This window comes from Fibrobacter sp. UWT3, assembly GCF_900230125.1.
Taxonomy (GTDB): domain Bacteria; phylum Fibrobacterota; class Fibrobacteria; order Fibrobacterales; family Fibrobacteraceae; genus Fibrobacter.
In genome coordinates this window covers 442,529-469,287 of the sequence record NZ_OCSS01000001.1, presented here as the reverse complement: position 1 = coordinate 469,287, position 26,759 = coordinate 442,529, and the positions used below count along the sequence as shown (strand labels likewise).

Genomic DNA, 26,759 nt, shown 5'->3' with positions numbered 1-26,759 from the left:
ATCTAGGCTATTAGCGCTTCATTGTCAAGTAATTTCATGCTCTTTTCCCGAAGTTTTTCGACAAGTTCGGGGATTTCCGCATAGCCGTCCAACCGTCTCCAGTTCTTTTCGCGGTGGAGGACCTCAGCGGCCATCCAGCGTTTGAACATTCCAATGTCCCTGTAGCGCTTCACGTTCTTCTCGATGGCGTCGAGACCGTTGAAGGTGGACTCGATTATGTTGGTCGTTATGAGCGACTTGCGCAGGAGCGCGGGGATGCCCAGCCGGTGGACCGTAAGCAGCCTCTCGCCGCCCTCGGAAAGCGATTTGGCGGCACTCGTGTTTATGCCTTCGAGCCACTCGTGGACCTTGAGAAGTTCCCTTCTCGCGTCCTCGTAGCCCACCATCCCGATGGCGTTGTTGTAGCGCCTGTCGAACTCGGCCCGGTACATCTCGGGCAGATGGGACTCGACGTTGCGCCTCTTGTGGATCACGCAGCGCTGGTGCTTGAGGTCCTTGCCGAAGCGGTCCTTGAGGGCGCGGTTGAGGCCCGTCCCGCCGTCGGTCACGAAGATGATGTCGGGGTGCAGGGCGAGGCCCCTGCTCTCCATGTCGGAAAGGAACGAACGGCACATTTCGGTGTTTTCCGAACTGCCCTGCCAGAGGCCAAGCACGCGCTTGTAGCCTTCCGCGTCAACGCCTATGGCGGCCATCACGACCTCGCCGCAGCGATGCATTGCGTCCATGAAGACGGCAACCGCCTCGAAGTCCTCCAGCCTGCGCTCGTTCAGTTCCTTCAGTTTCCTTGTGCATGCGGCAACGACCTTGCGCGACACCGACGACTTGCTTACGCCGAACGCCTCCCCGGCAGTCGAGAACACATCCTCGTAACGCCTCCCGGACAGGCCTGAGAGGCATGCGTGCAGCAGGTGCTCGGAGAACGCGTCGGGGTCTTTCAGACGGGCGTAGATACGCGATTTGACCTCGCCGTTTTCGTCCCTGAGCCTGGGTACGCGCACCTTCGCCTTGCCACCCGCGATGTACACGGAACCACCCTGGCTGGACCACTTCTTGAAGCCCTTCCTGGGGTGGTATGCTGCACCGCCGAGCTGTTCCCTTTCGGCCAGGAGTATCGCCTCCACGAGCCTTGCGCCCATCTCCCTCGACAGCGCGTCAAGGCAGCTTTTCCCCTGTTCGGCAAGGTCGGCCAGAACCACCCCGACACTGGTCGAAATGTCGATTTCTTCGCGGCGGACGATTGACAGTTTGGGGGTTCTTTTTGTACTTTTCATCATGGTGGTTATCCTCTTGCTTGGTGTTTTTTTGCTGAACCAAATTTACAAGTTGGAGACCACCTTTTTCTTTTTGGTTGCAGAAATTTCAACTAACTTTGGGGCATCTTCCTCTCGTGGGCCGCATCCGCAAAGAAGTTTCCGCTATTACGGATAAATTCATCAGCGAATGTTTCGAGACGCAGATTTTCAAAAGGAAATCAGCAAACGACCTGATTGGCTACGCGGAGCAAAAATACGGAGACAAGCCCGAATATCTGTGGGAACGGTTTCCGCAATTTGCCGCCATCCGCAAGCACGAAAACAAGAAATGGTATTGTCTATTGGGGACTGTCGAAAAGTCAAAAGTTGGCCTCAAGGGCGACGAGATTATCGAAGTGGCGAACTTCAAGATAGTCCCGAAGGAATTGCCGGGGCTCCTGAAAAAGCCCGGCTACCTCCCCGCATACCATATGAACAAGAAAAGCTGGGCAACGGTCATCCTTGACGGGACCGTGCCGCTAACCGAAATCAAGAAATTGCTGGATAAAAGCTACACGCTGGTCTAGAAACCTTGTTCGCGGAGGAAATTCCTAACGAGCAGGATTTTATCACCAAAATCCTGTTTACGCTCGTTCTTTTCGGCGTATTCGGCTTCCTTGAGAAAACGTTCAGCGTCTTCCCCTTGAAGCGTCGGTATGGATCTTATTGCCACTGCCATAGGTTTATTCCTCCGCTAAAAAATAGGTTTTGAATGTCTAATTGTCAATATGGCATTTACGCACATATCCCTAAAATAGCATTTAAAAATGGCAGAAAATGACAAAAAGCAACCAAGGTCACATTTGTGACCTTGGACAGCAGCGATAATCGTCGCGGTTAGATGGCTTTTGCTTACTTCAAGTTCGTCTTGAAGAATTCGTTCAGCTTTTCGAAGGGGATTTTTTCCAGGTTGTCGTAGAGGTCCACGTGGGAGGCTCCGGGGATGACGAGGAGTTCCTTGTTGCCGACGGTCTTGCTCCAGTTCTTGGTGGCGTCGAGTTTTGCGGGGACATTCGCCTTCTTGCCGGTCATCTTTTCGAATGCGCCTTCGCCGAAGTAGCGGCTGTGGGCCTTTTCGCCGTGGATGATGAGCACCGGGTTACGGATTTCGTCGGCGTATGCGAGGAGCTTCGTGTTCATGAGCGAGGTGCCTGCGGAAGCGGCCCAGCCCTTGTTGCTGTTGAGGGAACGCTTGTGGTAGCCGCGCGGGGTCTTGTAGTAGGCGAAATAATCCTTGACAAAGTAAGGAGCGTCGTCCGGGAGCGGGTCCACCACACCGCCGGCCAGGTCGTAGGTGCCGTTCTTGAAGTCCTTGGTGCGCTGGGCCATCAAAGCCTTGCGGGCCTCGTTGCGGGCGTCGGCGTTGTTTGCGGCGTCAAAGTAGCCGTTTGCGGATACGCGGCTCATGTCGTACATGGTCGAAGCAACTGTCGCCTTTACGCGGGTATCAATGCCGGCAGCGTTAATCGCCATGCCACCCCAGCCGCAAATGCCGATGATGCCGATGCGTTCCGGGTCAACGTTGTCGCGGGTCGAGAGGAAATCCACGGACGCCATGAAGTCTTCGGTGTTGATGTCCGGGCTGTTCATGTAGCGCGGCTCGCCGCCCGATTCGCCGGTGAAACTCGGGTCGAATGCGATGGTCAGGAATCCGCGTTCCGCCATCTGCTGGGCGTAAAGGCCGCTGGACTGTTCCTTGACGGCGCCGAACGGGCCGGAGACTGCGATTGCGGGGAACTTGCCATTCACCTTGAGGCTCGTGTCCTTGGGCACGAACATATCGGCGGCGAGTTCAATGCCAAAATGGTTCTTGAATGTGACCTTGGAATGTTCGACCTTGTCGCTCTTAGGGAATACCTTGTCCCATTCGGCGGTGAGCGTGAGCTTGTTCATATTTTCGTCCTTTGTCTGTTGTGCCGCTTCTGTTGCGGGTGCGGCTGTTTTGGCCGCATCCTGTGCAGCATTGTTTTCTTTTTCGGGGGTACATGCCATCAGGGTGCATGCGGAAACCAAGGCAAACGCCGCTTTTAAGAATCTGGATTTCATGATTTATCTCCTTGTGGTTAAACTTTCTTTCCCATGGCGAACGCTTTTTTCAGGAGCGAGGAATTCTTCTTGACATCGCCGGCGCATTCGGCTCCCGTGGCGCAGAGAGCACCCTTGAGTTTTACGCCGTCGAAACAGGCAATCCACCCGCCAATGCCGCGTTTCGCGATGTTCATAGCCTTTGCGTCGGTGTCGGCGGCAGAAGTGAGCAGGTAAATTTCGCGGAACTTGTAATCGCTGGAATAAAGGGAATTCGCGCGGTCGAGCATGGTCTTGAGCTGGCCGCTCATCTCGTAATAGTAAATCGGCGTCGCGAACACGATGACATCAGCCGATTCCATCTTCTTGGTGATGGCGGGAGCGTCGTCCTTGATGACGCACTTGCCCTTCTTCTGGCAAGCGAGGCAGCCCATGCAAAAGCCGATCTTCTTGCCGCGCAGCGATTCGAATTCCACCTTGTTGCCCGCCTCGGCGGCACCTTTCGCAAATTCCTGCGCCAGGGTTTCGGAGTTGCTACCCTTACGCAAGCTGCTGGACAAGACCAATACTTTTTTCATAGGTTCCTCTCGGTTGAAGTCTTTACATGTTCAAATATACCTTCATTTTTCAGATATTGCAAATACTTTGTTTTCATAACTAGATATGCTTGTAAGGCATAGAATTGAAGCAAAAAGTTTGTTTTATCGTGCGACTTTCGTTGAATTTTACTTGCAATTATTCTTAAAATTTTGTATTTTAGGAAAGGAGGTTCCCCATGCCCTGTATTTTGCCAGTTTCTGATTTGCGCAATTATAACGAAGTTCTTCAGAACGTGACCGAAGATTCTCCAGTCTTTTTGACCAAGAACGGTCACGGTTGTTACGTTGTAATAGACATCAAGGAATACGAACGAATGGTCGCCGAACTGAAGTTACAGAAGGCTCTTGCCGAAGGCGAACGCTCCGCCGAACAGGGACGATGGCTTTCCGCCGCTGATGTGCGGAAAAAATACGAGGTCTAGATGCCCTCCATCGTATTTTCGCCAAAAGCCGTCGAAGATTTAGACGGCATCAACGCTTATATAGAATCCGAGCTAGGCAGCCCTAAAACGGCAAATGAAAAAATCATTGAAATTCTTGACGCCATTGACAACCTAGCCGTTTTCCCCGAGATTGGCCCTTCGTTAAGAGGTAAGGTAAATAGCTTGACGAAGTATCGTTGCCTTTCTGTCAGCGGGTATTTGGTCTTTTACCGGAACGAACGTGATAAAGTTTTTGTCATTCGAATTTTGAATAGCCGGATGGACTATCTGAGGATTTTGGGATTGTAATGCCGGGAACGGCAAAAAAACTGGCAGAATTTTACGGAACGACACACCTTCTTTGAGCCTTCTTTTTGGACTAGTTCCAAAATGGAACTAGTTGCCGTTCTAACACGCTCTCCGCCTACATGCGAAAAAAGGCGGGGCTATATGACATCAAGGTTATAGATTACGGAATCTTGAACTGAAGGATTTCATCGGCAGTCAATTCATCAATTTTCTTTCCAACACGCTCGGCATATTCTCCGAGCTTAAAGATATTCAATTTGCTTTTTGGAGAGGGCTTGTACGGATCCGGTGTCGCCATGTATTCTTCCATGGAGTCCGCCAGAATTACCGCAGGCTTTCTAATTCCATTCATAGGTATAGACCTCCAAAAGTTTTTGCGCAGCACCCTTATCAAGCATAAAATGATACGGATGCAGGGCCCCTAAAAAAGACGCTCCAATAACTTCAATATAGTGATTTAACAGCTCTTTGTTAAGGGCAAAACCATGCACAATTCCCTCGCCCCCCCCATTGCATGGACAAATGATTCCCCAGTTTCGGTATCCTTGAGGCAGAGTTTACATTATTTAGCTAGTAAGGAATCCTTACATACTGAGATTACTTCCGATTCATATCCTTTTAATTTTTCTTAGCAGAAATACGATATTTCGTTGAAATGAGCAATCCATTTCGCAACAACATCCTCATGACGTGCTTCAATAATCCGAAGAATATTTTGCAAGACATGCACCGGTTCCAGAGGAACACCTTCGTTGGACCAGAAATAAACCCAGAAAGATCCTATCTTAAAGATTTGCGGCATTGTTGAACCCACCTTTCTGAGAAAATTCCATTATCAAATGAGCCGTAGATTCAATCACCTTCTTATAGCGATTGATTTCCTCATCTGAAAAACCGAATATATCTTCCCATGTATAGGAGGGTAAATAGCATGTCGCCCGATGGAAGCCGTCTTTTGCGTCGGGTTTTTCGATGTACACCTTAACGCGGCCGTCCTTGCCCATTTCAGAATGGACAATTTCCGCGTTATCGTCAAGTGTCATGAAGGGGTACATCATATTGCTTGATGGCAATATAACATTTTCAGGCCTTGTTTGGCTAGTATTCATCATTCCTCCCTCCGCCTACATGCATAAAAAGGCGGGGCTTTGCTTGTTTTACACCGTGCGCGAAAAGTAGTTTGGCTATGTAGAACTTTAATGTTGAAGCGCCGCCTGATGTTTAAAATTTTAAACAAAAAGGACTTTAAAAGGGCTTTTGGTGATTCGACAGGATTCAATGGCACTTAAAAGCACGGATCTTGTCAACATTCCATTAACAACAAAAAAGTTCTACTTATCCTAAAATAACCTGTTCAGGACGCCTTTTAGGTTAAACCAGCACCGGAGCGAGGTATTTTGCAAGCACATAGCCGCCAAAAACCAGCCAAACATACAGGATCGTCGCCAAAATAAACGGTTTCGGTCCCGCCTGCTTGAACTTGTCAAAGCTCGTTTCCATGCCTAGCGCGGTCATCGCCATCGAAAGGAAGAACGTATCCACAGTTTCGATTCCGTGCAACAACGCCGGGCTAAAGAAATCAAACGAATTGAAAATCACCACGGCGAGGAACCCAAAGGCGAACCAAGGCACGGCGATTTTCTTTTTTCCCGCCTTGGCATCCGTATCTCCCAAGCGACCTGCCACAAAAAAGGCAAGCACGAGCAAAACAGGCACGAGGTACATCACCCGGATCATCTTCACAATAATCGCGTTGCTTGCGATGACCGCATTCCCAGTCCCGTTTCCCGCTCCCACCGCATGCGCCACTTCGTGGATCGTCGAACCGATATAAAGCCCAGCCTGTTCCGGCAAAAGGTCCAGAACGCCGTTGCGGTAAAGAATGGGATAGAGGAACATCGAGAGCGTTCCAAAGAGCACGACCGTCGAAACGGCGACCGCCGTCTTGTAAGGCTTGGTCTTTAACGCCGCTTCCGCTCCAAGAACCGCAGCCGCGCCGCAGATTGCGCTACCGCAAGACGTAAGCACCGCCGTTTCCTTGTCCATCTTTAACACGCGCGAACCGATTAGATATCCACCGCCGAGAGTCACCGTCACAATGATTGCGTCGATGACGAGAGCAGGTGCGCCCACCCCCACAATCTGCGCCAAAGTCAACCGGAAGCCGTACAGCACAATCCCCAGGCGCAAAATCTTTTTCGAACAAAAGGCAACGCCCGGAGTCCAGGAGCTCGGCATTCCCTTTCGAAGCGTATTCGCATACACGATTCCGAGCAAAAGACCCACGATCAGCGGACTTAAAGAAAGCGCTTTGACCGCAGGAATTCCTGCGATGACAAAAGCGACGCCCGTGATGAGGGCTATCCAAAGAATCCCATGAAAGAAGTCCATTTTATCTTTGCTAAGCATATTCACCTCGCTTGCTAGCTTCATTTTGCAAGGCGTAACTTAGCAAGAGATCTTTTTAGCGGGAAGCCCCCACTTTGGAATGGACTATAACCATTTGGTTATACTAAAGCTCTTTTTTAAAACGATTGACGAAGTCGATAAAGGTCTGCACAAGCGCCGGAGATTTGCCAAGCCTTTCAAGATACGAAAAGTACCGCGGCATCGAAAAGCCTGTAATGTCCACGACTTTGAACGTTCCGTGCAGAAGTTCCCGGTTGATTGCTCGCACGGAAACGATTCCTGCCGCATGGGAATTTTCCAAGTACCGCTTGATGCTCTCGGTACTGCCCAGCTGCATTTGAACGTTCAAATCGCCAAAAGAAATTCCCCGCGACTTGAGCGCATGCTGGATGACTTCGAGAGTTCCCGATCCGTCTTCACGCAAAACGAGCGGAGTCACCTTCAACTCGTTCAAGCTGATTTCATCTCGCCGCGCCAAAGGATTTTTCACATGCGCCACCAGAACGAGTTCATCTTTTAAGAAAGGCGTTACCTTGAACCCTGCAGGTTCCGCATCGCTTTCGATAAAGCCCAGATCGATTTGACGTTCCCGCAGAGCATTTTCGATGACCGTCGAATTTCCGTTCTGCAAAGAGATAGAAACCTGAGGAAATTTTTCGTTGAACTTGGCAAGAAGCGGTGGGAGAACATATTGGGCAATCGTCGTACTCGCACCCAACCGAAGCATTCCCGCATGCTTTTGCTGCAAAAGTCCAAGTTCGTAATTCAAAGCCTCATACGATTCGAGAATCTGTTCTGCATGTTTTAAGAAGACTTCCCCTTCGCGCGTCAAAAGGAGCTTGGAGCCCACACGTTCAAAAAGGCGAACCTTCACATCTTCTTCCAGTTCCTGAATCCGTTTGGTTACAGCAGGCTGACTGACACCGAAACGCTTTGCCGTCTGCGAAAAATTCAACAGCCGCGCCGCCGTCACAAAAATCAAAAGTTTCAAATCGCTCATAACTAAAAGTTATTCATTTTTTCAATTCACTGTCAGGAGAAATCAATTGTCAATCATCAATTAACAGTGATTCGCAAGGGAAGTTTTACTGCGCAGTAGAGGCTCTATTTAAAGGCTATGTAGAACTTTAATGTTGAAACACCACCTGATGTTTAAAATTTTAAACAAAAAGGACTTTAAAAGGGCTTTTGGTGATTCGACAGGATTCAATGGCACTTAAAAGCACGGTTCTTGTCAACATTCCATTAACAACAAAAAAGTTCTACTTATCCAGTAGTTTTCTACACACTTGTGCACTAAATATAAATTACTAGATGGCGATTGTCAAGAGGTTTTGAGTAAAATTACGCTACGTACAACGTCTTCTGGAAATCGGTGAAGATTTTCTTCAAATCCTTGCCTGTTACACCCATTTTATCGCAGGCATCCTTGATGGTGCCGTACTTGAGCTTGACGAGTTCGGGCAGCTGATTCAACGATAGTTCATCGACTCCGTTTTCCACATACTGCTGCAAGACGAATTCCATGAAGGGAACTTGTTTCTCGGATACTTCGTTCAGGATTTCCTCGTGCATCAAGCGCACTCTTTCGGCACGCTCCATGGGGCTCTTGTTGTATGCGATAAGTTCCAGCACGTCGAGCAGGTCGCATTTTTCGTTCTGCGTCAAGGCCTGCACTTGGCGGAGCCTTTCTTTGCTGAAACCGTTGTCGCTCAAGTTCTGCAGCAACGCTTCGCGGGTCGTGGGGTCAGACCAGCGGGCTCGCAAATCTTGACTGTCCTTGAAGAACTCCGGAATCTTGCCGAAGAGAATTTTGATAAACTGTTCGAGCGTTATGAGTTCGCCATCGAACATGAACTTTTCATGCCACTGGGCGCGCAAGCGCAAAACATGCCCATCAGAAAGTTTAATTTCAACGCAATTTTTTCTTTCGTTTTTGCGTCGCATGTGCACGGGAGATTGCCGCAGATTTTGCAGGGTTTCGGTTTGCGTGGCCCGCCGCTAGAGCCGTTGCCTCCATCAGATTTTCCACCGTCGGGCGGTTCCGGCGTATCTACAATCGGTTCGCCATCCCACTCGGGGTCGCTAAAGTTCTTGCTCGCTCCCACGAAGTCGTAAATGGTGAAGAAATACTTCCCGTCAAAAAGTCTTGTGCCGCGACCGATAATCTGCTTGAATTCGATGATGTTGTTTACAGGTCGCATCAGTACGATATTACGAACGTTCTTGGCATCTACACCTGTCGAGAGTTTTTGCGATGTCGTAAGGATTGTAGGCAACAGTTTTTCATTGTCTTGGAAAGTCTTCAAATCAGCTTCGCCCTTGTCGCCATCGTCACTGGTGACTCGCTTACAATAATTCACGTTGGGCTTGCGAGAATGCTGATTTATCATATCACGCAAAATAGCTGCATGGGCCTGCGTCGCACCGAACACAATCGTTTTTTCATCGGGGTCAATCTGTTTCAGGAATTCTTCAACCCTAAACTCATCGCGTTCTCGAATCTTGATGTTGCCGTGATAAAAATCCGTTTCCGTATAAATTTTATTCGGGTCAATTTCGCCGCTTTCTACATCGTCTTCGGGATCGTAGATGTAGTTGTCAATATTGCTAGAAGAAATCCGGACGCGGTAGGGCGTCAAGAAACCGTCTTCGATTCCCTGCTTCAGAGAATACACATAGACAGGCTTTCCGAAATACTCATAGGTGTTGGCGTTTTCGTTTTTCTTGGGTGTTGCTGTTAAACCCAAGTGATACGCCCGTTGGAAATAATCGAGGATATCACGCCAACGGCTTTCGTCATTGGCGGCACCGCGATGGCATTCATCAATGATGACTAGGTCAAAGAAATCTTCGGGATAATTTTCATAAACGAATTTTCCATTCAACGAGGTCATCATCGTCTGGAAAATGCTGAAATAGATGCTCGGGCCCTTGGGCACGCCTTTTGATTTGGCGATGGATTCCGGCGTAATGCGGCACATGGCATTTTCGTCAAATTGTCCGAAATCATTGAGAGCCTGATTCGAGAGAATATTGCGGTCGGCAAGGAACAAGATGCGCGGCAAGCGTTCCGTTCCATCGACATTCCAATGCGCCTTGAAAATTTTCCAGCAGATTTGGAAAGCGATGTAGGTTTTGCCCGTTCCCGTTGCAAGCGTGAGCAAGACGCGGTCCTGCTTTCGGGAGATGGCGTCCATAACGTTATTGACAGCGATTTCCTGATAGTAGCGGGGAGACTTGCCGCCATCCCTGTTGAACGGAACTGCATTCAGTTTGTCGCGGAGCGGATTTTTTTCAGGATAAAGTCGTTCCCAGAGTTCCTGCGGTGTCGGGAATGCATCGACAAAGCCTTCCTTACCCGTCTGCATGTCGATTGCCCAGATTTTATCGCCGTTGCAGGAATACGTGAAGCGGATGTTCATGCGTTCTGCATATTCCTTGGCTTGCGGCACACCCTCGCTTACATCGAGTTCGTCCTTTTTCGCCTCAACGATGGCAATCTTGATGCCCTTGTAAACCAGAAGGTAGTCGATTTTCTTGGGGTTGCGTTCAGCATGGCCGATTCGCCCCGGCGCGATTTCGTAAGCGGACTGCTCCGTATAAATGGCGCTGTCCGGCGTCACTTCCCACAAGGCTTCTTTCAGCTTGGGGTCAATCTTCTTTCTTCTGGTATCGGACTCGTTCATAATCTAGTGGGCAGTGGTTAGTGATTAGTGGTTAGGGAAGTGTCATTCTGAGCGAAGAGGCAAAGCCTCGTAGTCGAAGAATCTAGGGCTTTTTTCATTAAGATTCCCTCTCAAAAGTTTTCTTCAGAATCGATTTTTTGAGTTCGTCGCAGTTGGCGATGATTTGCTTGTAGTTTGCTTCGAGGCGTTTGACGTTCTCAGAGAGTTTGTCTAGGCGGGCGACAATTTCTTTTTGAACAGGAAGAGGCGGGAGGGGGATTCGAAGTGCTTTTATTTTTTCCAATGTTAGACGTGTTATCGCCGCACCATCCATTTTTTTCCGCATCTGCTTATAAATTGCTTTAGAATTTAAAAGGTACACCAGTGTCTTTTCATAAATTTTAGTTTTATCTACTTTTATAAGAGCCACACTAGACAGCAACGAAAATTCATAATCCAATGTATTTATAACAGCAATTCCCGTTGTTGCACCATCTTTTATTAGCAATACATCACCTTTTTCTGGATTACATCTTGCAAATATTTCTTTATGAACTTCTTTTGACACATAAGTAACATCAGACAAATCAATACCATTAGCCTTTATGTTTTTAGCCGTAATGTACTGATAATCCCCTTTTGCTTTATTTGGTGGAGAATTATGGGTGCCATCAACAATCTTTCCACAAATTTCTTGCAAGGTTTTCCATTCCCAGCCGGAGGGTAAATCTGCACTGGATTCTTCACTACGCTCAGAATGACGTGATTGGGGATTCAGTTCTTTTTCAAGGGTGGTTTCGAATAGTTCTTTGGCGTTTTTGAGGTTGGTTTCGGCGTTTGTTTTGAGTGTGTCTATTTTTGAGAATTCTTCGTCAAGGAATTTGACTATGCGTTTCTGTTCCGAAAGAGGGGGAATGGGTACATAAACTTTAGAAACAATATCCGTATTTAAATTTCTAACAGTAGAACCTTTAGCCTCTTGATCAAATTGTTCTTGTGCTATCGGTGATGATAGAAGATGGTAAAAGAAATTAACATCTAAATATTTCTGATAATTCTTTAATACTAGCCATCCGTCGTGAATACATCCATTTGTTTTTAAAATATACGGTCTACCAAAACTCATCGAATTTGACAAAAGAAAATCGCCACTTTCCACATATCTTGATTTTTTATTCCAGATGGTTTAATTTTTTCTTCCGTACTAAAGATGTATTTCCCAGTTGGATCTGTATCGCCAATTTTTATCCAATTAATTCCATCAGCATCACTTGTTATATATTCTTTGATTGGACGAGGAGAACCTCCGCGTGCAATCTCACAAACTTCACCAAGTTTCTTCCATTCCCATTTGCTCATAACATTCTCCGGTTGCTTAGACCCATTCGACTTTGTTTATCCCGGACTTGTTCCGGGACTCAGGGAGACTCTTTGTTTAATGCACTAGATTGCTTCGCGTTGCTCGCAATGACGTTTCTTCTTAAAGCAATGTCTCCAAGATCTTTTCGTTTTCCTTGTTGAGTTTCTGCATTTCCTTGATGATGGTTTGGGCGTCGCGGAGTTCGACTTCGGTTTTCTTGTTGGGATTTTTCACCGAGAGGTCGTATGTTTCGGGGTTCAAGTCCTTGACGTTTACGGTCCACGATTTTTCGCCGTCTGTCTTTTTCTTCTGCAACTTCACGAATTCCGCAAGGTCGTCTTCGGTGAGCGGGTTCGTCTTGCCCAGGTTGCGGCCAAAGTCCGGCTGGTAGTACCAGATTTTTTCGGTGGGGCGACCCTTTTCGAAGAAGAGCACGACGGTCTTTACACCTGCGCCTGTAAACACGCCGCTCGGCAAATCGAGAATCGTGTGCAGGTCGCAGTTTTCCAGGAGTTCCTTGCGCAACATGACCGACGCGTTGTCGGTGTTCGAAAGGAAGGTGTTCTTGATGACGATGCCCGCGCGGCCGCCCGCCTTGAGCAGCTTGACAAAATACTGCATAAAGAGGTAGGCAGTTTCGCTTGTCTTGATGGGAAAATTCTGCTGGACCTCGGCGCGTTCCTTGCCACCGAAGGGCGGATTCGCGATAATGACGTCTTTCCGCATTTTCTGTTCCACGTTCGCCATGTTTTCGGACAAGGTATTCGTGTGCAGAATGTTCGGGGCGTTCACGCCGTGCAATATCATGTTCATGATGCCGATGATGTAGGCAAGGCCCTTCTTCTCTTGTCCGTAGAAGGTTTTCTTCTGCAAGGTTTCCCTGTCGGCAACGCTCTTGACTTTCTGCTTCATGTAAGCGTAGGCTTCGCAAAGGAACCCAGCACTTCCGCAAGCCGGGTCTAGCACGGTCTCGCCGATTTTCGGGTCGATGATGCGGACGATGGTGCGGATAAGCGGACGCGGCGTGTAGTATTCGCCTCCGTTACGGCCTGCGTTGCCCATCCTGCGGATTTTGTCTTCGTACAGGTGGCTCATCTCGTGCTTATCTTCGCTGCTCTGGAAACTCAGCGCGTCGGCATACCACAGGATTTCGCGGAGGTTGTAGCCACTGGTAATCTTGTTGCGGAGTTCGCCGAAGATTTCACCAATCTTGTACTCCAGCGATTGCGGCGTGGTGGCGGTTTCCTTGAATTTCTTGAGGTAAGGGAACAGCTTGTTGTTCACGAAGTCCGTGAGGTCGTCACCGGTGAGTGCCTTGGCGTGGTCGGGTTCGCCGTTCTTGGTCTTCGGGGCGGCCCAGGTGTTCCAACGGAACTTCTTATCGATAATCCGTTCGTAGGTTTCGCCCTTGAGTTCGGCTTCTTCTTCGCGCTCGGCTTCGAGGTTGTCCAGGTACTTGAGGAACAGGACCCACGAGGTCTGCTCCACATAATCCAGTTCGTTGCTGCAACCACCCTCTTTCCAGAGGATGTCATCGATATTGTTAAAAGTCTGCTCAAACATAAGGGCCTCATTTGCTAGCCCTTATACTGGTGCATTCAACTGCAAGCAAAATTCCGCGGTCATTTCGGCAAGCTCAATGACCTTTATCTCGCCCAGCAACCACGCGTTTGCAAAAAAGAAAAAGCGTGGCGTCGAATGCACATACTGAAACCGAGGCTCTGGTAAACCTGTACCACAATAAGTACAAACGACCCACGCCCATTGCTGGACGTGAGTGTTCGCCTTACTCTCGTGATACATTGAAAATTTACCAGATTTTCGGTTTCGAGAATAAGAGCTAACTCAACGTTAAACTCGCGCCCCAAACCGCGAGGAATGGGGCTATGTCAGTGGGAAATAGTAGTAAAAAAGAGACTGGATTCTTCGACTTCGCCTTGCGGCTACGCTCAGAATGACGATAAAAGGGAGACGCCCCGTCAAGCGGGGCATGACAAATGTTGGCTAGAGATTGCTTCGGCCCCACTTCGGCTACGCTCAGTGACCTTGGGCCTCGCAATGACATGTTTACGTGATGGATTCAGGCTCGATGGCCGGAATGACGAAAAAAAACGGTGACCCCGGCACAGTGGCCGGGGTGACAAATGGAGCGGGAATGACAAAAGCCCGGGGGTTTTAGGGGGCAGAGCCCCTTAGGCGAGGGGGTGCTGGAAGACTTGCCCTAGTTCGGTCTGGATCCTGCTCCTTCGAACCTAACTCAACTAAGGCAACAAGTTGCCTAGTTTCGTTTATCGACTTCGCCCTACGGGCTCCGCTCAGGATGACACTAGGGCAAGGCTGCAAGCAGGGGGAGGCTTCCCCCGTCAAATCAATCAGTTATTCCTTTCGGGCATTATTTTTGCAAATTTATACCTGCGGGGCTTGAATTTTATTAGTTTTCGGGTATGGAACTTCGAGTTTTGCGGTATTTTCTGGAGGCGGCGCGGTTGGGGAATGTCTCGCGCGCGGCGGATAATCTTTGCGTGACGCAGCCGACGGTGAGTCGCCAGCTCAAGGAGTTGGAGGAGGAGCTGGGCGAGAAGCTTTTCGAGCGCACGAACTACGCGATTCGGCTGACGCCTGCGGGGGAACTCTTGCGGGAGCGTGCTGAGGATATCCTTTCGATGGCGGACAGGACGGTGCAGGATTTCAAGTCGCTGAAGGAAGACGAGGTGGTGGGTGAAATCGCCATTGCCTGTGCGGAATCGCGGAACGTGAACTTTCTTTCGAAGTGCATCGGGATTCTCCGGGACGATTATCCGAAGATTAAGTACAACTTATATTCGGGCGACAGCGAGCGCGCCCTGGAAAAGCTGGACAAGGGCATTTTTGATTTCGCGGTGGTTGTAGACAACGTTGATTTGGAGAAGTACAACTGCCTTGCTGTGCGTTCGGTGGATCGCTGGGGCGTGGTGATGCGTCGCGACGACCCTTTGGCCAAGCGGGATTTCATCGAGCCGAAGGACTTGCTCGACAAGCCGCTGTTGGCGTCGCGCCAGGCGATGGTGGCGGATTTACCGAAATGGTTCGGCGACGATATTTCGAAGCTGAACGTGATTGTGGGGCTGGATCTTTCGTACAACGGTTCGGTGCTTGCCAAAGAGGGCACGGGCTACCTGCTCACTTTCGATGGCCTAGTGGATACGAGCCGCAGTTCGCGCCTGTGTTTCAGGCCGCTCATGCCCGAGCTCACCACCAACATGTACATCATTTGGCGGCGGGGCCAGCAGTTCACGCGGGCGGGGGAACTTTTCCTCGACACGCTCCGGCACGTGCTAGGGGAATAGGCGCCCCCTTCGCCGGTATATGAAACGCGCCGTTTCATACAAAGGCGTTTTTATCAATTTTCCACAAATAGAAACATAATTTTTGCTTTAAAATCATTGATTTTGTTTCATAAGCAAGGTATATTTATAAAAAACGCAAGAAGGAGAAGCCTTATGAAAACGAAAATCCTACCCATACTGACAACAGCATTCACATTGTTGTGTGCCGCATGCAGCGACGACAGCACCAGCAACGCAATTACCGGCAGCGACGACGATCACGGCTCCGTTATCGCAGGCAATGAGACCGTCAACACGTTCGAGACCCCCGGCACCGGTAAAGAATATGAGTGGGGCGGCGAGATAAGCGAATCAATTACATCGGATTTCTCGTCCAGGGATGCGGATATTGCCGGAGCCGCGCCCACGACCGAAGCGAAGAACTCTGTTGATGTTGCTGAACCCAGCCTCGACCTTGGAGAGCCTGGAGACATTGAAGGGCACTGGGGCGGAGTTTCTAACGAAAGGATGTCGGGACTGCTCACGGCCGGCGAGTGGAACGACCTGGACAATTGGAACACCTGGATTGAAAAGCTCGACAGCAACAGCTACAAGACCATGCCGGAATACTGGGAGTTCTTCCCGAACAAACTAGTTGCCGTGAAGGTCATAGACGGCAGCGAGTCGGGCATCGCGAACGTGCGTGTAGAACTCCTCAAGGGCGACAAGGTGGAATTCTCCACCAAGACCGACAATTCCGGGTTCGCCTACTGCTGGGCAAGCTTGTTCAGCAACGACGCGCAGGCCACAGGAGAAGAAGTATTCTCGCTGAAGGTCGACGGCAAGGTTTCTGAAGCAGCAGTCAAGGTGACCAGCAAGGACGACGAAACCATCAATGTCAACATCATCACGAGCGACGCCAAGAAGGCCGAAGCCTCTGCAGACATCGCATTCATCGTGGATGCCACGGGGTCTATGGGCGACGAGATCGCCTTCCTCAAGTCCGACCTCGAATACATCATCGACCACGCCAGTACCGGCAACAATGTGAATCTGCGCACGGCGGCGCTTTTCTACCGCGACCAGACCGATTCATACATCACACGCGGCCAGAATTTCGCCAGCGACGTCACCACGACCCGCGAATACATCTCCAAGCAGTACGCAAACGGCGGCGGCGACTACCCCGAAGCAGTCCACTCCGCACTAGAATCCGCACTGCAGGACCTCTCGTGGAACGAATCCGCACGTGCACGCATCGCGTTCCTCATCCTCGATGCACCCGCCCACCACGAGAGCGACGTAATCGAAAGCCTGCAAAAATCCATCAAGGAATTCGCGAAGAACGGCATCAAGATTATCCCGGTGGCGGCAAGCGGTGTCGACAAGGATACGGAATTCATGCTGCGCTTCTTCGAAATCGCAACGGGCGGCACGTACGTGTTCATCACCAACGACAGCGGAATCGGCAACGACCATATCGATGCCAGCGTCGGTGACCACGAAGTGGAAAAACTCGCCGACCTGATGATTCGCCTTATCAAGAAGTACACAGAATAACCGGAATCTAGCCGCTAGCGGCCGGACTTGATTCCGAGCTTATTCATGCGGTAGTTCATCATACGTGGGGAAACCCCGAGATCACGGCCAGCGGCGGAAATATTTCCGTCGTTGCTTTTTATTGCCTCGGTAATTATTTCGCGCTCGTAGTTTTCCATGAGAACCTCGAGCGTCGCGTTCTTTTCGCCAAAGCGCGCCACGTTGCCCGTACTCAGGCTTGTCTGGAGCGAAGGCGGCAAGTTGTAACTGTGCACGCAATCGTCCGACGCAGTGAGCACGGCGCGTTCCATGCAGTTTTCGAGTTCGCGCACGTTGCCCGGCCAGTGGTAGCTCATCAGCAGGTTGATCGCGGTCGTCGAAAGGCGCACAATCTTCTTGCCGTAGCGCAGGTTCATCTTCTCGATAAAATGTTCCGCGAGCAAAATGATATCGGACTTGCGCTTTGCCAGGTCGGGCATCGATATCGGGAAGATGTTCAGGCGGTAGAACAAGTCTTCGCGGAACTTGCCCTGCGCGATGAGCTCCTCGAGATTACGGCTTGTCGCCGCAAGGAACCGCACGTCGGAACGGAGTTCCTCGTTACTGCCCACACGGCTGAAGGTACGTTCCTGCAAAAAGCGCAGGAGTTTCACCTGGGTCTGCATCGTAAGGTCGCCAATTTCGTCAAGGAACAGCGTACCGCCATTTGCCGCTTCGGCACGGCCAATGCGGCGATTCACCGCGCCCGTAAACGCGCCCTTCTCGTGGCCAAAGAGTTCGCTTTCCACAAGGTTCTCGGGGAGTGCCGCGCAGTTGAGAGTAATAAAAGGCTTGTCCTTCCTTGCAGACAAATTCACAATCGCGCGGGCAATCATCTCTTTACCCGTACCGCTACCGCCACGGATAAGCACGGTCGCATCGCTCGGGGCCACCTGGCGCACCTGCTCGTACACATGGCGCATCTCGCTGCAGTTGCCCACGAGGTCGCCCGGGTTGTTCGAAAGCATGTCGCGGAGTTTGCGGTTCTCCTCGAGCATGGCCTCGTGCTCCTTGTGCATCTCGAGGCATTCGTTCGCCGCATCGCCCGTGATATTCGCGATAATCTCGAGCAGGGCAACGTCGCGGTCCAGGTCAGTCGTGCCGTCCACGGGGCGGTCGATTGATAGCGTTCCGATAACCTCGCCGTCGTGAATGAGCGGCACGCAGATGAACGCCACCTGAAAGTCGTAATGGCGGCTCCCCGTGCGGTTCAAGAAGCGGGAATCCTTGCGCAGGTCAGGAATCACGTGGCTCACGCCGCGTTCGGCAACATGGCCCGTAATGCCCTCGCCCATACGGTACAGGCCTTTCTGTTTTTCGGATTCGTCAAGACCGCGCGAGGCCTCAATCTTGAGGGTGTCGCCGAACAGGAGCGCAAACGTGCCGCGCAACATGCCGAGTTCCGTTTCCAGAATATCAAGAACGTTTTCCAACAACTTCTCCACGTTGCGTTCGTGAATAATCGCAACGCTAATCTTCTGGATAACCGAGATTTCTGGACCTATGGGTGTTGACATATGTGACATAAGATAGAAAATGTTGGTTTAGAGTGATGCGATGTGTCATTCTGAGCGAAGAGGCAAAGCCTCGTAGTCGATATAGAATTGTTAGCAACTTGTTGCTATACAATTCATAGGTTCGAAGGAGCAGAATCTAAAAGCAACTATAGATCCTTCGACGCGCTTCGCTTGCTCAGGATGACACGCTTATCATAATCTTTCCCTTATTCGTTTCAAGGCTTCGCAGGTGCGTTCGTAGTCACCGAAGGCGGTCAGGCGGAAGTACCCCTCGCCGCAGGGGCCAAAGCCGCTGCCGGGGGTGCCCACAACCTCACAGGTGGCAAGCAGGCGGTCGAAGAAGTCGAAGGACTTTTCGCCGTCAGGAATCTTCCACCAGATGTACGGGGCATGCTCGCCGCCGAACACCGTGTAGCCCGCCGCGGTAAGTTCCTTGCGGATAACGCCCGCGGTCTTCATGTAGCCCGCAATAACGGCCTTCGTCTGCTGCCAGCCGACCGGGGAGTAGATGGCCTCGGCTGCACGCTGGGTCACGTAGCTCACGCCGTTGAACTTGGTGCACTGGCGGCGGTTCCACATGGAGCGGAGCTTGGAAAGTTCATGCGGGATCACCGTGTAGGCGCAGCGCACGCCGGTAAAGCCGGCAGTCTTGCTGAAACTGCGGAACTCGATGGCGCAGGTGCGGGCGCCCGGAATCTCGAAGATGGAGTGCGGAAGGTTCTCGTCCTGGATGTAGCAGTTGTAGGCGCCATCGAACAGGATAATCGCGCCGTTCTCATTCGCGTAGTCCACGAACTTCTGGAGCGTCTCGCGGCTGAGCACCGTACCCGTCGGGTTGTTCGGGCTGCACAGGTAGATCATCTGCACCGGGTTCTTGGGCAGGTCGGGCTGGAAGTTGTTCTCGGCAGTCGACGCAAGGTAGGTGACCTTAGAAAAATGTCCGTCATTCTGCAACACGCCGGCGCGCCCAGCCATCACGTTGGAGTCCAGATAGACCGGATAGACGGGGTCCGGGATAGCAATTTTTACATTTTCTGTAAAAAGTTCCTGGATGTTCGCGACGTCGCACTTGGAACCGTCGCTCACGAAGATATCGTCCGGGTCCATCTCGATGCCGCGGGAGGTGTACTCGCCGGCGACAATCGCCTCACGCACAAAATCGTAACCCTGCTCGGGCCCATACCCGCGGAAACTCCCCTTCTCGGCCATCTCGTCAACGGCCTTGTGCATGGCCTTGATGACCTCGGGAATGAGCGGAGTGGTCACGTCGCCGATACCCAGGCGCACGATGTCGGCATCGGGCTTCTTTGCCTGGTATTCGGAAATTTTCTTTGCGATGGTAGAAAACAGGTAGCTACCAGGCAGCAAGTCGTAGTTTGGATTGATAATAGACGCGTTCATTAAATGGTTCCTCTAAAAACTTCCTGTGCGGGGCCGGTCATGAGAACCGGGCCATCGTTTTCGTGCTTGATGTGGAGCGTTCCGCCATCGAGAATCACGTCGGCTTCTACGCCCACGCGGCCCGTGCGCTGGGCCGCAACGAGGGTTGCGCAGCTCCCGGTTCCACAGGCCATGGTGACGCCGCAACCCCGTTCCCAAACCCGCATGCGGATTTGGGTGGGCGCCCCCTGAACTGCTGGCAAAACCTGCGCGAATTCAATGTTACAGCGGTCCGGGAACTGCCTGTCGCATTCGAGCACGCGCCCCCAATCTTCCAGCTGAATCTTCTCGATGTCGTCCACGAAAATAACCGCGTGCGGGTTCCCCATCGAGACCGTCTCCGCGGTAAAGTCAAAGCAGTCTGCCGTAAGCTTGATGCTCCCGAGAAAATCCCTCGGGTTCCCCATGTCGACGCACACGCGGCCATCGTCCAGGAGCGCAGGCTTCACGAGCCCGCTTCTGGTGTGCAGGTTGAAAACTTTCTGACCCGGTTTTGCAAGCCCGCGGCTCACGATGAACTTCGCGACACAGCGGGTAGCGTTACCGCACATCGCCGCCTCCGAACCGTCGGCATTGAATATGCGCATCTCGAAATCGACACCGTTCGGCGCGGACTTCGAAGCAGGACCGACACCCGCATCGCCAAGCACCAGGCAACCCTCGGCATCCATCGGGGTCACGATTACCACGCCATCGGCACCTATGCCAAAACGGCGGTCACAGAGGCGAACGACCTCTCTCTCGAATGCGGGTCCGAACTCTACCTTCTGACCCGGCTCCAGCAGCACGAAATCGTTGCCCAGCCCGGTCCACTTTGAAAATTCCATAAAGACGTCCTTTTACATTTATTTTTGCCCCTATAATGCAAAGAACGTGCCATTTTTACAAAATTTGTTAAAAATGACGAAATTCTCTAAATTTCGCCAAATTTTTAGGAAATAAGTGAAAAATAGACCACTACCATATTTTACATAATATGTAGATAAAAGTAATTTATTTTACATTTTATATAAAAAAAATTGGAGCAACGCGCCAATTTGAAACCGAAAAAAAATACGCAAATTCATGTTCAAGATCAGTTTTGTAAACATTTTTTTTCTCATCCTAAAGTAAAAATATATATTATGATTATGAATTTTCTATAGGAGTGCCTATGCCCATTCTGACCAGCCACCTCAACTCAAAAATTTTCACACGGGCCGTATTCCTGGTTTCTTCCTTTTTTTTATTTCCGACATCGCTTTTTGCCGATTGGGCTGGCGCAGTAAAAAAGCCTTCCACCATAGAAAAAAGCGGCAAAACCTTTTACGAAATTGAAACTCCCGAAAATCTCGCCTGGTTCGCAACTCAAGTGAATAAGGGCAGCACAAGTTACAACGCCATTCTAAAAAATAACATAGCCATCATTGATTCTTCCATAACGGAAAATTCAATCAACTGGACACCCATCGGTTCAGACTCCACTGAAAACACACGATACAAAGGTGTGTTCGACGGCAATGGATTTACCATATCAGGAATTTACTCCAAAGCAGATTACGCAGGGCTTTTCGGCGTGGTCGATTCCGGAGCGGTCATCAAAAATCTGAGTGTTGAAAACATCCGCCTCAAGTCAAACGGGAAATCATCAGTTGGAGAAAGACGTCCTGTAGGTGGCATAGCAAATGTCTTTGGCGGTGATTCCCTGCTCAACTGCACCTTCAACGCCAAAAATGTCTTTATCGATAGTGCAAGTTTTGGGGGATTGGTAGGACTTTTAAATTCCCCAAACGCTATAATCGATAACGCCTTAAGCCAAGGGACTTTTGTTCGTGGATCCGAAATCAGTCCATCTTTTTACATAGGAATGGCAGGTATCGCAGCCGTTGTAAGATCGTCAAAATTGAAAGTAAGAAATTCCAAAAACTACACTTTCTCCGAAGTAGGAAGTGGAAAGACCTCGAATTATCGCGGTGTGCATGATGCAGGTTTTATCTACAAGGTAACAAACAGTGATGTCTCTTTTGAAAACAGCGAAAACAACGCATCCATTGATTCCGTATTAGCCGACATTTCTGGTTTTGTCAAGCTCGCATCCTCTTCAAAAATTTCTTTTTTGAATAGTAGTAACAACGGGTCATTTACAACATACGACGGTTTAGCATCAGGATTTGTGACAACATGCAGCAACAAGGGAACTTTAATTTTTGAGAGTTCTTACAACAACGGGAATATCGCTTCTCGTAAAACATCAGACAGTGGATATTTGAGTTACGCAACCATTGCAGGCGGTTTTGTGGGGTCCAATGCGGGTTGCAGCATGCATTTTGAAAATTCCGTAAATGACGGCGAAATTAACGCAGGGCATGCAGGCGGCTTTGTGGGGGAAAATCGTACGAAAATTGATTTTTACGACTGTATCAATAGGGGAAAAATCACCTCAATCAACAGTTCATATTACAGCCCGCTTGCCGGAGGATTCATAGCATACGACTCCTCACAAACCTTAACAATGAAAAACAACTATAATGAAGGCTTAATCAGCGGTTATTTTGCTGGGGGATTTATTTCACAAAGAGACGGCAAAGGACTTGCAAACATAGAAGCAATCCATAATAAAGAAAAAATTTCTGGTAGATTCTATGCGGGAGGCATAGCAGCAATCTTCAGCGCCGACGACTCGCTATCCACCATCAAAAGTTCACAAAACGAAGCAGAGGTCGAATCCATTCGCGCTAATTTTGTAGGAGGGATATTTGGGAAATCTACCGGAATTCACATTGAAGGCGTACGCAACCTTGGCACAATCAATGGATTCATGTGGAACCCCTCAAATCACTACAATGCAGCCGGCGGAATCGTGGGTGTGTTTCAAGGATACGCATCGCGGATAATGAACAGCGTAAATGAAGGAAATATCGTCATTACGAAAAAAGATACGGTACAAAATGAACTTGCTGCAGTCGGCGGCATTGTAGGCTTATGGGCTGCAGATCACGGATACACGACTAGCGAAATATATCCAGAAATGAGGTATTGTGAAAACAAAGGCACTATTGAAGCGACCAGCGACCCTGATACAGTACACAGCCTACAACTTTCCGATGAATTCAGCATTGGAGGCATCATAGGGCTGGTGGGTCACTTGTCGGGAACGAATTACACGTTAACTGCCCCAGGATATATTTCAAACAACATAAATAGCGGTGCAATAAAAACAACTCTCAATCACGCCTCCAATGAATGTACTGGCGGAATTGTAGGATATTGGTACAAAACATCAACGCTGAGCAGTAGCCCTTTGGGACTCCTTGCCAATTTGAACAAGGGAAACGTGATTTCCCGTCGTTCTGCAAACGGAATTATGGGATGCACTTTTGTTAAACCTTCCTCAGGTTCGCTTAGCATTGCGGATTCCATTACCAATGGAACCAACAGAAAAGCATTACAAAACAATTGTCTATTTTACGACAAAGATTTGCTTGGATATGAATTTGACTCCTTGGGAACGGGCATAAGCACAACGAATGCCCAAACAGAAAGTTTCGCCTGGATGTTGAACACTTGCGGAGGGACACTAGAAAATACAGGTTATTGGAGTAAGCATGGCAAAAATTATCCAATTTTTGCCGACAAGGATAATCACGCCATATATAAAGTAACCTTTTGGGATTCTTCCAAGGTCATTAACGTGAACAAGTACGAAATTGGCGAAAGTTTTACAGACTATACTGGAAAGATAATCGATATGCCAAATGATCCAGACCCAAGCGATGCCGATGAAGATATGATGTTTGGCTATTGGACTTACGGAACGCAAGTAATTGACTCAAAATCAATCATCAATGGGGATTATAATTTATATGCCAACTATGTTCAAAAAAATTCTACTATTGAAACACTGGTTTTCAAGACTGAGTCCGATGCAGTCATAACAGAATTTGTGATTACCGACAAAACTGCAGAAATTACCTTGCCGGATGCCCCTATAAAAACAGGATACAATTTTGTTGGCTGGTACTATGGTAATCAGTTGATTGGACAACCGGGTGAGCAATTCGTTCCCGGGACCATCACAACTTTAATTGCCAAATACGAAGTTATCTTGTATAAAATTTCATTCATCTCCGGAATGGATACGCTACAGACAAATAACCTTGCTTATGGGGAAATGCCCGAATACAAGGAGAAAATTCCTGTTTGCGAGGTTGCCGGTTATCAATTTGTGGGTTGGACGCCTGACATTGAACCTGTTACATCCGAAAAAATGTATTACGCTACATGCGGACGTTCCAGTGCAGAAAGTTCCTCAAGCATTGCCACATCCTCCTCAAGTATACTTTCTTCATCGTCTATAAGCGTTTCATCAAGTTCGTCAAATACGCAAGAATCAAGTTCTTCAGTCACTCTATCAAGTTCTTCTGAGGAGCACCCGGTTGTGGTACGGTCAACCTTGCGGAAACCCTTTGTTCTGACAACGAATGGCTTGACGATTACGATGTCAGAAATTCAGGGACATTCAGTGCGCATTTTCGATTCCCTTGGACATTTAATTGTCGTAAAATCGTTTAACGGAAATTTCACGAGCATCACACTTCCGGCACCAGGAAACTACATCATCAAAGCAGGAAAAATAAGCCGCAACGTGATACTGAAATAACCAACACAGCCGCGCGTCAGGAGGGTCTTAGGGAGGACTAGCCGTGCGTACGTCCTCCCTAGTCTCACACCCCCGCCCTAATCTTTAACACAGCGTATATAGCAGGTTGCTGTTTTCGATACTGTGTCGTAGGTGAACGAGAGGTCCGTAGCCAAGCGCCAGCGACGCACGGAATTCGCCGTAGGCAACCCCCTTGAACACATGTAGTAGGCATTGCCCATGTAGTTGAATGCGCCGTCGTTGCGCACTCCGGCAAGTTCCGCATTAAACCCGAAGTAGTCCATGCCACCAGAAGACTTGCTCTTAAGCACCGGAGAGAGCGATTCGCCCGAAGGGCGCCACTGCGACACAAAATCGGTGAACGCCTCGAACTCGTCCTTGTCCGGCACATGGAACCCAGTGGGGCACAGCAGAGAATCTTCCTTGACTGCCGCGGCCTCTGCCAAACGGTAGAGGCGCCCATACTTGTCGCAGTTTGCAGCCGAGTCGTTGTAGCACCAACTGCTGTCAGTCTCGAAATTCAGGTTGGCCGCAAACCAGAGTTGCGAACCCATGCCGATAAGCGGGTACTTCTGCCCGTCACGTGCATCGGTAACCGTATCGCGGTAGAGCGAATCCTTGAAGTACTTCCACTGCCCACGGCAACGGTAGATCGAGTATTCAATCTTCGCGATTTCGTCGTAATTGTAACTCGTGCAGCCGCGATTCGCCTTCGCCTCCAGGTCAGTTGCAACGCGCACGTGGCCAGCATCGCACACATACTTGGTCACGGAATCGTTACCCAGCATCAGGTCAGGCACGGTATCGCACTTGAGGCCGTTCGTGTTGTAATACAAGGTGCGTTCAGCATCCGTCAACGAACGCAGGGTACCGTACTCGCAGTAGAAGGGAGTCGTGGAATCGCTCGCAAACGTGATGTACCTCTCGGCAGAATCGCACTTGATAAAATTCGCGTAGTACTCGTCACGCGGGACATCCAGCCACAAGCGGTTATAGCAATAGTAGAAGGCACTGTCGTTTATGGCTCCGTATTCGCCCTCACGTTCCTCATAGCACATGCCTATGACGCTTTCTATTTCATCGCATTCCTGCCACCTCTCGAAAAAATCGTGATAATAGAACCACTCGGTGGTATCAAGCGCACCCCTGCGCATCTCGTAGCCTTTCGCAGGCCCGTAAGTGCAGGTATTGCGTAACACTTTCGAAGAAATGTGCCAGCCGAGCGAATCGCATACGAACTCGCCACCGTCGAACCTACTCAGGGAATCCTTCAGCGTCCTGATTTCACAAAGGTTGTCCTTTTTGCAGGCCCCCAGGCCGAGGATCTTCGCGAAGAACTGCCGCCTAAAAATTTCCCCGGCGACAACGCGCTTTTCTATTGTTCCGTCATCGTAACCGTAAATAAACGAGCTGTGCAGGGAGGAATCTGCAAGATTGTCCGCAGCGCCGGTAAACACGTCGAAATACGTGAAAGAGCCTGTCGAGAAAAAGGCTTCTTCGAACGCAGACTTCACGTCGTCGTACATTTCCGCCGGAATGAACGGTTCAAAGGCCTTCTGGATGACATACGCCGCTTCATTCGCATCGGAATAATTTGCGGACGACAGAATCGATTCGTCCCCTACGGAATCAGAAACGAAAGAGAACACGTTGAGCAGTTCAGTATTCGCGAGCCTCACCGCAGAATCGGGAGAAACGCCCTGCGCCACAAGGAAACGCGCACGACCGGTCACGAAATGCCCCGCAAGCGATATGAACGCCGGTACCGTATCCGAAAGGTCTACCAGTATGTCGAAGGACAGCTTCCTGTCGGACTTGTATTCCGCACCGGGTACACGGATGTACCGAATCTCGAAATTCTCGGAACGCAGTAAGGCATAGTCCCCCCTCAGCGGGATGGAATCGACAAAAAATCCCTTACCCTCTTCCTTCTCCATGTTGAATTCACGGCCCGTCTCGTTCAGCAGGGAATCCAGTTCCAATACATGCACCGAGGCGGTCTGGCCCGAAAAAGAAAGTTCAGACCAAGCCCTAATGCTACGGGCGTGCACCTGCTCGGACACCTGCTTGTCTGCATCCTTGTTCGGGTCGTCGATTTCGGAGGTGGCATCGTTCGACTTTGAGCAGGCCACCAGACAAAGTAACATCGCGGCCACAAGCGGCAAAATCCTGTTCTGCAAATTCATCATGCACCTC

General features: G+C 49.9%; 20 protein-coding genes and 2 pseudogenes. 6 read left to right on the top strand and 16 right to left on the bottom strand.

The annotated features are described in order from the left end of the window. Window positions 1-2 precede the first annotated feature (2 nt). On the bottom strand, window positions 3-1,274 hold the full coding sequence (locus CRO08_RS01855) for an IS256 family transposase (protein WP_097034567.1): 1,272 nt from the start codon (window positions 1,272-1,274) through the stop codon (window positions 3-5). Between the two features lie 95 nt (window positions 1,275-1,369). Between CRO08_RS01855 and CRO08_RS01850 the strand changes: the two genes are divergently transcribed. Beyond that, window positions 1,370-1,819 (top strand): MmcQ/YjbR family DNA-binding protein, encoded by a 450-nt coding sequence (locus CRO08_RS01850; RefSeq protein ID WP_176495024.1) that lies wholly within the window; start codon window positions 1,370-1,372, stop codon window positions 1,817-1,819. On the opposite strand, the gene CRO08_RS16865 is transcribed toward CRO08_RS01850, so the two are convergent. The 3 genes from CRO08_RS16865 to CRO08_RS01840 form a co-directional block, all read right to left on the bottom strand. After that, a complete protein-coding gene (locus CRO08_RS16865) occupies window positions 1,816-1,971 on the bottom strand; it encodes a hypothetical protein (RefSeq protein WP_173352310.1) in 156 nt (51 codons plus the stop codon). The two genes, CRO08_RS01850 and CRO08_RS16865, sit on opposite strands and share 4 nt — an antisense overlap. Before the next feature lie 173 nt (window positions 1,972-2,144). Further along, window positions 2,145-3,338 carry an alpha/beta hydrolase gene (locus CRO08_RS01845; protein WP_097034823.1) on the bottom strand — a complete coding sequence of 398 codons (1,194 nt, stop codon included), beginning with the start codon at window positions 3,336-3,338 and terminating at the stop codon, window positions 2,145-2,147. A 17-nt stretch (window positions 3,339-3,355) separates the two neighbouring features. Continuing rightward, window positions 3,356-3,895, bottom strand: coding sequence for a flavodoxin family protein (locus tag CRO08_RS01840; protein WP_097034822.1), 540 nt, complete (start codon window positions 3,893-3,895; stop codon window positions 3,356-3,358). Window positions 3,896-4,092: 197 nt separating this feature from the next. Between CRO08_RS01840 and CRO08_RS01835 the strand changes: the two genes are divergently transcribed. Together CRO08_RS01835 and CRO08_RS01830 are read left to right on the top strand one after the other, a co-directional pair. After that, a complete protein-coding gene (locus CRO08_RS01835; RefSeq protein WP_097034821.1) occupies window positions 4,093-4,338 on the top strand; it encodes a type II toxin-antitoxin system prevent-host-death family antitoxin in 246 nt (81 codons plus the stop codon). Then, the gene (locus CRO08_RS01830) at window positions 4,339-4,647 is read left to right on the top strand and encodes a type II toxin-antitoxin system RelE/ParE family toxin (RefSeq protein ID WP_097034820.1); all 309 of its coding nucleotides are present in this window, start codon (window positions 4,339-4,341) and stop codon (window positions 4,645-4,647) included. Between the two features lie 160 nt (window positions 4,648-4,807). On the opposite strand, the gene CRO08_RS01825 is transcribed toward CRO08_RS01830, so the two are convergent. From CRO08_RS01825 to CRO08_RS01790, 8 genes and pseudogenes are all read right to left on the bottom strand, one after another. Then, window positions 4,808-4,999: a hypothetical protein gene (locus CRO08_RS01825; RefSeq protein WP_097035690.1), complete on the bottom strand. Its 192-nt coding sequence runs from the start codon at window positions 4,997-4,999 to the stop codon at window positions 4,808-4,810. A 433-nt stretch (window positions 5,000-5,432) separates the two neighbouring features. Then, a complete protein-coding gene (locus tag CRO08_RS01820; protein ID WP_088657437.1) occupies window positions 5,433-5,705 on the bottom strand; it encodes a hypothetical protein in 273 nt (90 codons plus the stop codon). A 313-nt stretch (window positions 5,706-6,018) separates the two neighbouring features. After that, the gene (locus tag CRO08_RS01815; protein WP_097035689.1) at window positions 6,019-7,056 is read right to left on the bottom strand and encodes a YeiH family protein; all 1,038 of its coding nucleotides are present in this window, start codon (window positions 7,054-7,056) and stop codon (window positions 6,019-6,021) included. A 103-nt stretch (window positions 7,057-7,159) separates the two neighbouring features. Next, window positions 7,160-8,056 (bottom strand): LysR substrate-binding domain-containing protein, encoded by an 897-nt coding sequence (locus CRO08_RS01810; RefSeq protein WP_097034819.1) that lies wholly within the window; start codon window positions 8,054-8,056, stop codon window positions 7,160-7,162. A gap of 344 nt (window positions 8,057-8,400) precedes the next feature. After that, window positions 8,401-10,745, bottom strand: a pseudogene (hsdR, locus tag CRO08_RS01805) (EcoAI/FtnUII family type I restriction enzme subunit R). 97 nt (window positions 10,746-10,842) lie between these two features. Then, on the bottom strand, window positions 10,843-11,580 hold the full coding sequence (locus CRO08_RS01800; RefSeq protein WP_369684796.1) for a restriction endonuclease subunit S: 738 nt from the start codon (window positions 11,578-11,580) through the stop codon (window positions 10,843-10,845). 27 nt (window positions 11,581-11,607) lie between these two features. Next, window positions 11,608-12,074 (bottom strand): annotated as a pseudogene (locus tag CRO08_RS17535) (restriction endonuclease subunit S); the annotation flags it as partial. A 130-nt stretch (window positions 12,075-12,204) separates the two neighbouring features. Continuing rightward, window positions 12,205-13,647, bottom strand: a complete 1,443-nt coding sequence (locus tag CRO08_RS01790; RefSeq protein WP_097034818.1) for an N-6 DNA methylase — start codon at window positions 13,645-13,647, stop codon at window positions 12,205-12,207. Window positions 13,648-14,528: 881 nt separating this feature from the next. On the opposite strand from CRO08_RS01790, the gene CRO08_RS01780 reads away from it, so the two are divergent. Together CRO08_RS01780 and CRO08_RS01775 are read left to right on the top strand one after the other, a co-directional pair. Then, the gene (locus CRO08_RS01780; RefSeq protein ID WP_073114410.1) at window positions 14,529-15,410 is read left to right on the top strand and encodes a LysR family transcriptional regulator; all 882 of its coding nucleotides are present in this window, start codon (window positions 14,529-14,531) and stop codon (window positions 15,408-15,410) included. Between the two features lie 153 nt (window positions 15,411-15,563). Continuing rightward, window positions 15,564-16,949, top strand: coding sequence for a VWA domain-containing protein (locus CRO08_RS01775; RefSeq protein WP_097034816.1), 1,386 nt, complete (start codon window positions 15,564-15,566; stop codon window positions 16,947-16,949). Between the two features lie 14 nt (window positions 16,950-16,963). On the opposite strand, the gene CRO08_RS01770 is transcribed toward CRO08_RS01775, so the two are convergent. From CRO08_RS01770 to dapF, 3 genes are all read right to left on the bottom strand, one after another. Continuing rightward, on the bottom strand, window positions 16,964-18,484 hold the full coding sequence (locus CRO08_RS01770; protein WP_097034815.1) for a sigma 54-interacting transcriptional regulator: 1,521 nt from the start codon (window positions 18,482-18,484) through the stop codon (window positions 16,964-16,966). A gap of 192 nt (window positions 18,485-18,676) precedes the next feature. Then, window positions 18,677-19,885, bottom strand: a complete 1,209-nt coding sequence (locus CRO08_RS01765; protein WP_097034814.1) for an LL-diaminopimelate aminotransferase — start codon at window positions 19,883-19,885, stop codon at window positions 18,677-18,679. Beyond that, complete coding sequence (gene dapF, locus CRO08_RS01760) at window positions 19,885-20,751, bottom strand: diaminopimelate epimerase (RefSeq protein WP_097034813.1); 867 nt, start codon at window positions 20,749-20,751, stop codon at window positions 19,885-19,887. The genes CRO08_RS01765 and dapF overlap by 1 nt, the downstream gene beginning before the upstream one ends. A 326-nt stretch (window positions 20,752-21,077) precedes the next feature. Between dapF and CRO08_RS01755 the strand changes: the two genes are divergently transcribed. Beyond that, entirely contained in the window at window positions 21,078-24,563 is a 3,486-nt protein-coding gene (locus tag CRO08_RS01755; RefSeq protein WP_097034812.1) for an InlB B-repeat-containing protein, read from the top strand. 77 nt (window positions 24,564-24,640) lie between these two features. Here CRO08_RS01755 and CRO08_RS16615 read toward each other — a convergent pair whose 3' ends face one another. Then, window positions 24,641-26,752: an FISUMP domain-containing protein gene (locus CRO08_RS16615; protein WP_141398197.1), complete on the bottom strand. Its 2,112-nt coding sequence runs from the start codon at window positions 26,750-26,752 to the stop codon at window positions 24,641-24,643. Between the last annotated feature and the right edge of the window lie 7 nt (window positions 26,753-26,759).

What these genes read in the sequence shown, in the direction of transcription:
- CRO08_RS01855 (WP_097034567.1), bottom strand. Translation starts at nt 1,274, where the DNA reads ATGATGAAAAGTACAAAAAGAACCCCCAAACTGTCAATCGTCCGCCGC.
- CRO08_RS16865 (WP_173352310.1), bottom strand. Translation starts at nt 1,971, where the DNA reads ATGGCAGTGGCAATAAGATCCATACCGACGCTTCAAGGGGAAGACGCT.
- CRO08_RS01845 (WP_097034823.1), bottom strand. Translation starts at nt 3,338, where the DNA reads ATGAAATCCAGATTCTTAAAAGCGGCGTTTGCCTTGGTTTCCGCATGC.
- CRO08_RS01840 (WP_097034822.1), bottom strand. Translation starts at nt 3,895, where the DNA reads ATGAAAAAAGTATTGGTCTTGTCCAGCAGCTTGCGTAAGGGTAGCAAC.
- CRO08_RS01835 (WP_097034821.1), top strand. Translation starts at nt 4,093, where the DNA reads ATGCCCTGTATTTTGCCAGTTTCTGATTTGCGCAATTATAACGAAGTT.
- CRO08_RS01830 (WP_097034820.1), top strand. Translation starts at nt 4,339, where the DNA reads ATGCCCTCCATCGTATTTTCGCCAAAAGCCGTCGAAGATTTAGACGGC.
- CRO08_RS01825 (WP_097035690.1), bottom strand. Translation starts at nt 4,999, where the DNA reads ATGAATGGAATTAGAAAGCCTGCGGTAATTCTGGCGGACTCCATGGAA.
- CRO08_RS01820 (WP_088657437.1), bottom strand. Translation starts at nt 5,705, where the DNA reads ATGATGTACCCCTTCATGACACTTGACGATAACGCGGAAATTGTCCAT.
- CRO08_RS01815 (WP_097035689.1), bottom strand. Translation starts at nt 7,056, where the DNA reads ATGCTTAGCAAAGATAAAATGGACTTCTTTCATGGGATTCTTTGGATA.
- CRO08_RS01810 (WP_097034819.1), bottom strand. Translation starts at nt 8,056, where the DNA reads ATGAGCGATTTGAAACTTTTGATTTTTGTGACGGCGGCGCGGCTGTTG.
- CRO08_RS01790 (WP_097034818.1), bottom strand. Translation starts at nt 13,647, where the DNA reads ATGTTTGAGCAGACTTTTAACAATATCGATGACATCCTCTGGAAAGAG.
- CRO08_RS01780 (WP_073114410.1), top strand. Translation starts at nt 14,529, where the DNA reads ATGGAACTTCGAGTTTTGCGGTATTTTCTGGAGGCGGCGCGGTTGGGG.
- CRO08_RS01775 (WP_097034816.1), top strand. Translation starts at nt 15,564, where the DNA reads ATGAAAACGAAAATCCTACCCATACTGACAACAGCATTCACATTGTTG.
- CRO08_RS01770 (WP_097034815.1), bottom strand. Translation starts at nt 18,484, where the DNA reads ATGTCAACACCCATAGGTCCAGAAATCTCGGTTATCCAGAAGATTAGC.
- CRO08_RS01765 (WP_097034814.1), bottom strand. Translation starts at nt 19,885, where the DNA reads ATGAACGCGTCTATTATCAATCCAAACTACGACTTGCTGCCTGGTAGC.
- dapF (WP_097034813.1), bottom strand. Translation starts at nt 20,751, where the DNA reads ATGGAATTTTCAAAGTGGACCGGGCTGGGCAACGATTTCGTGCTGCTG.
- CRO08_RS01755 (WP_097034812.1), top strand. Translation starts at nt 21,078, where the DNA reads ATGCCCATTCTGACCAGCCACCTCAACTCAAAAATTTTCACACGGGCC.
- CRO08_RS16615 (WP_141398197.1), bottom strand. Translation starts at nt 26,752, where the DNA reads ATGATGAATTTGCAGAACAGGATTTTGCCGCTTGTGGCCGCGATGTTA.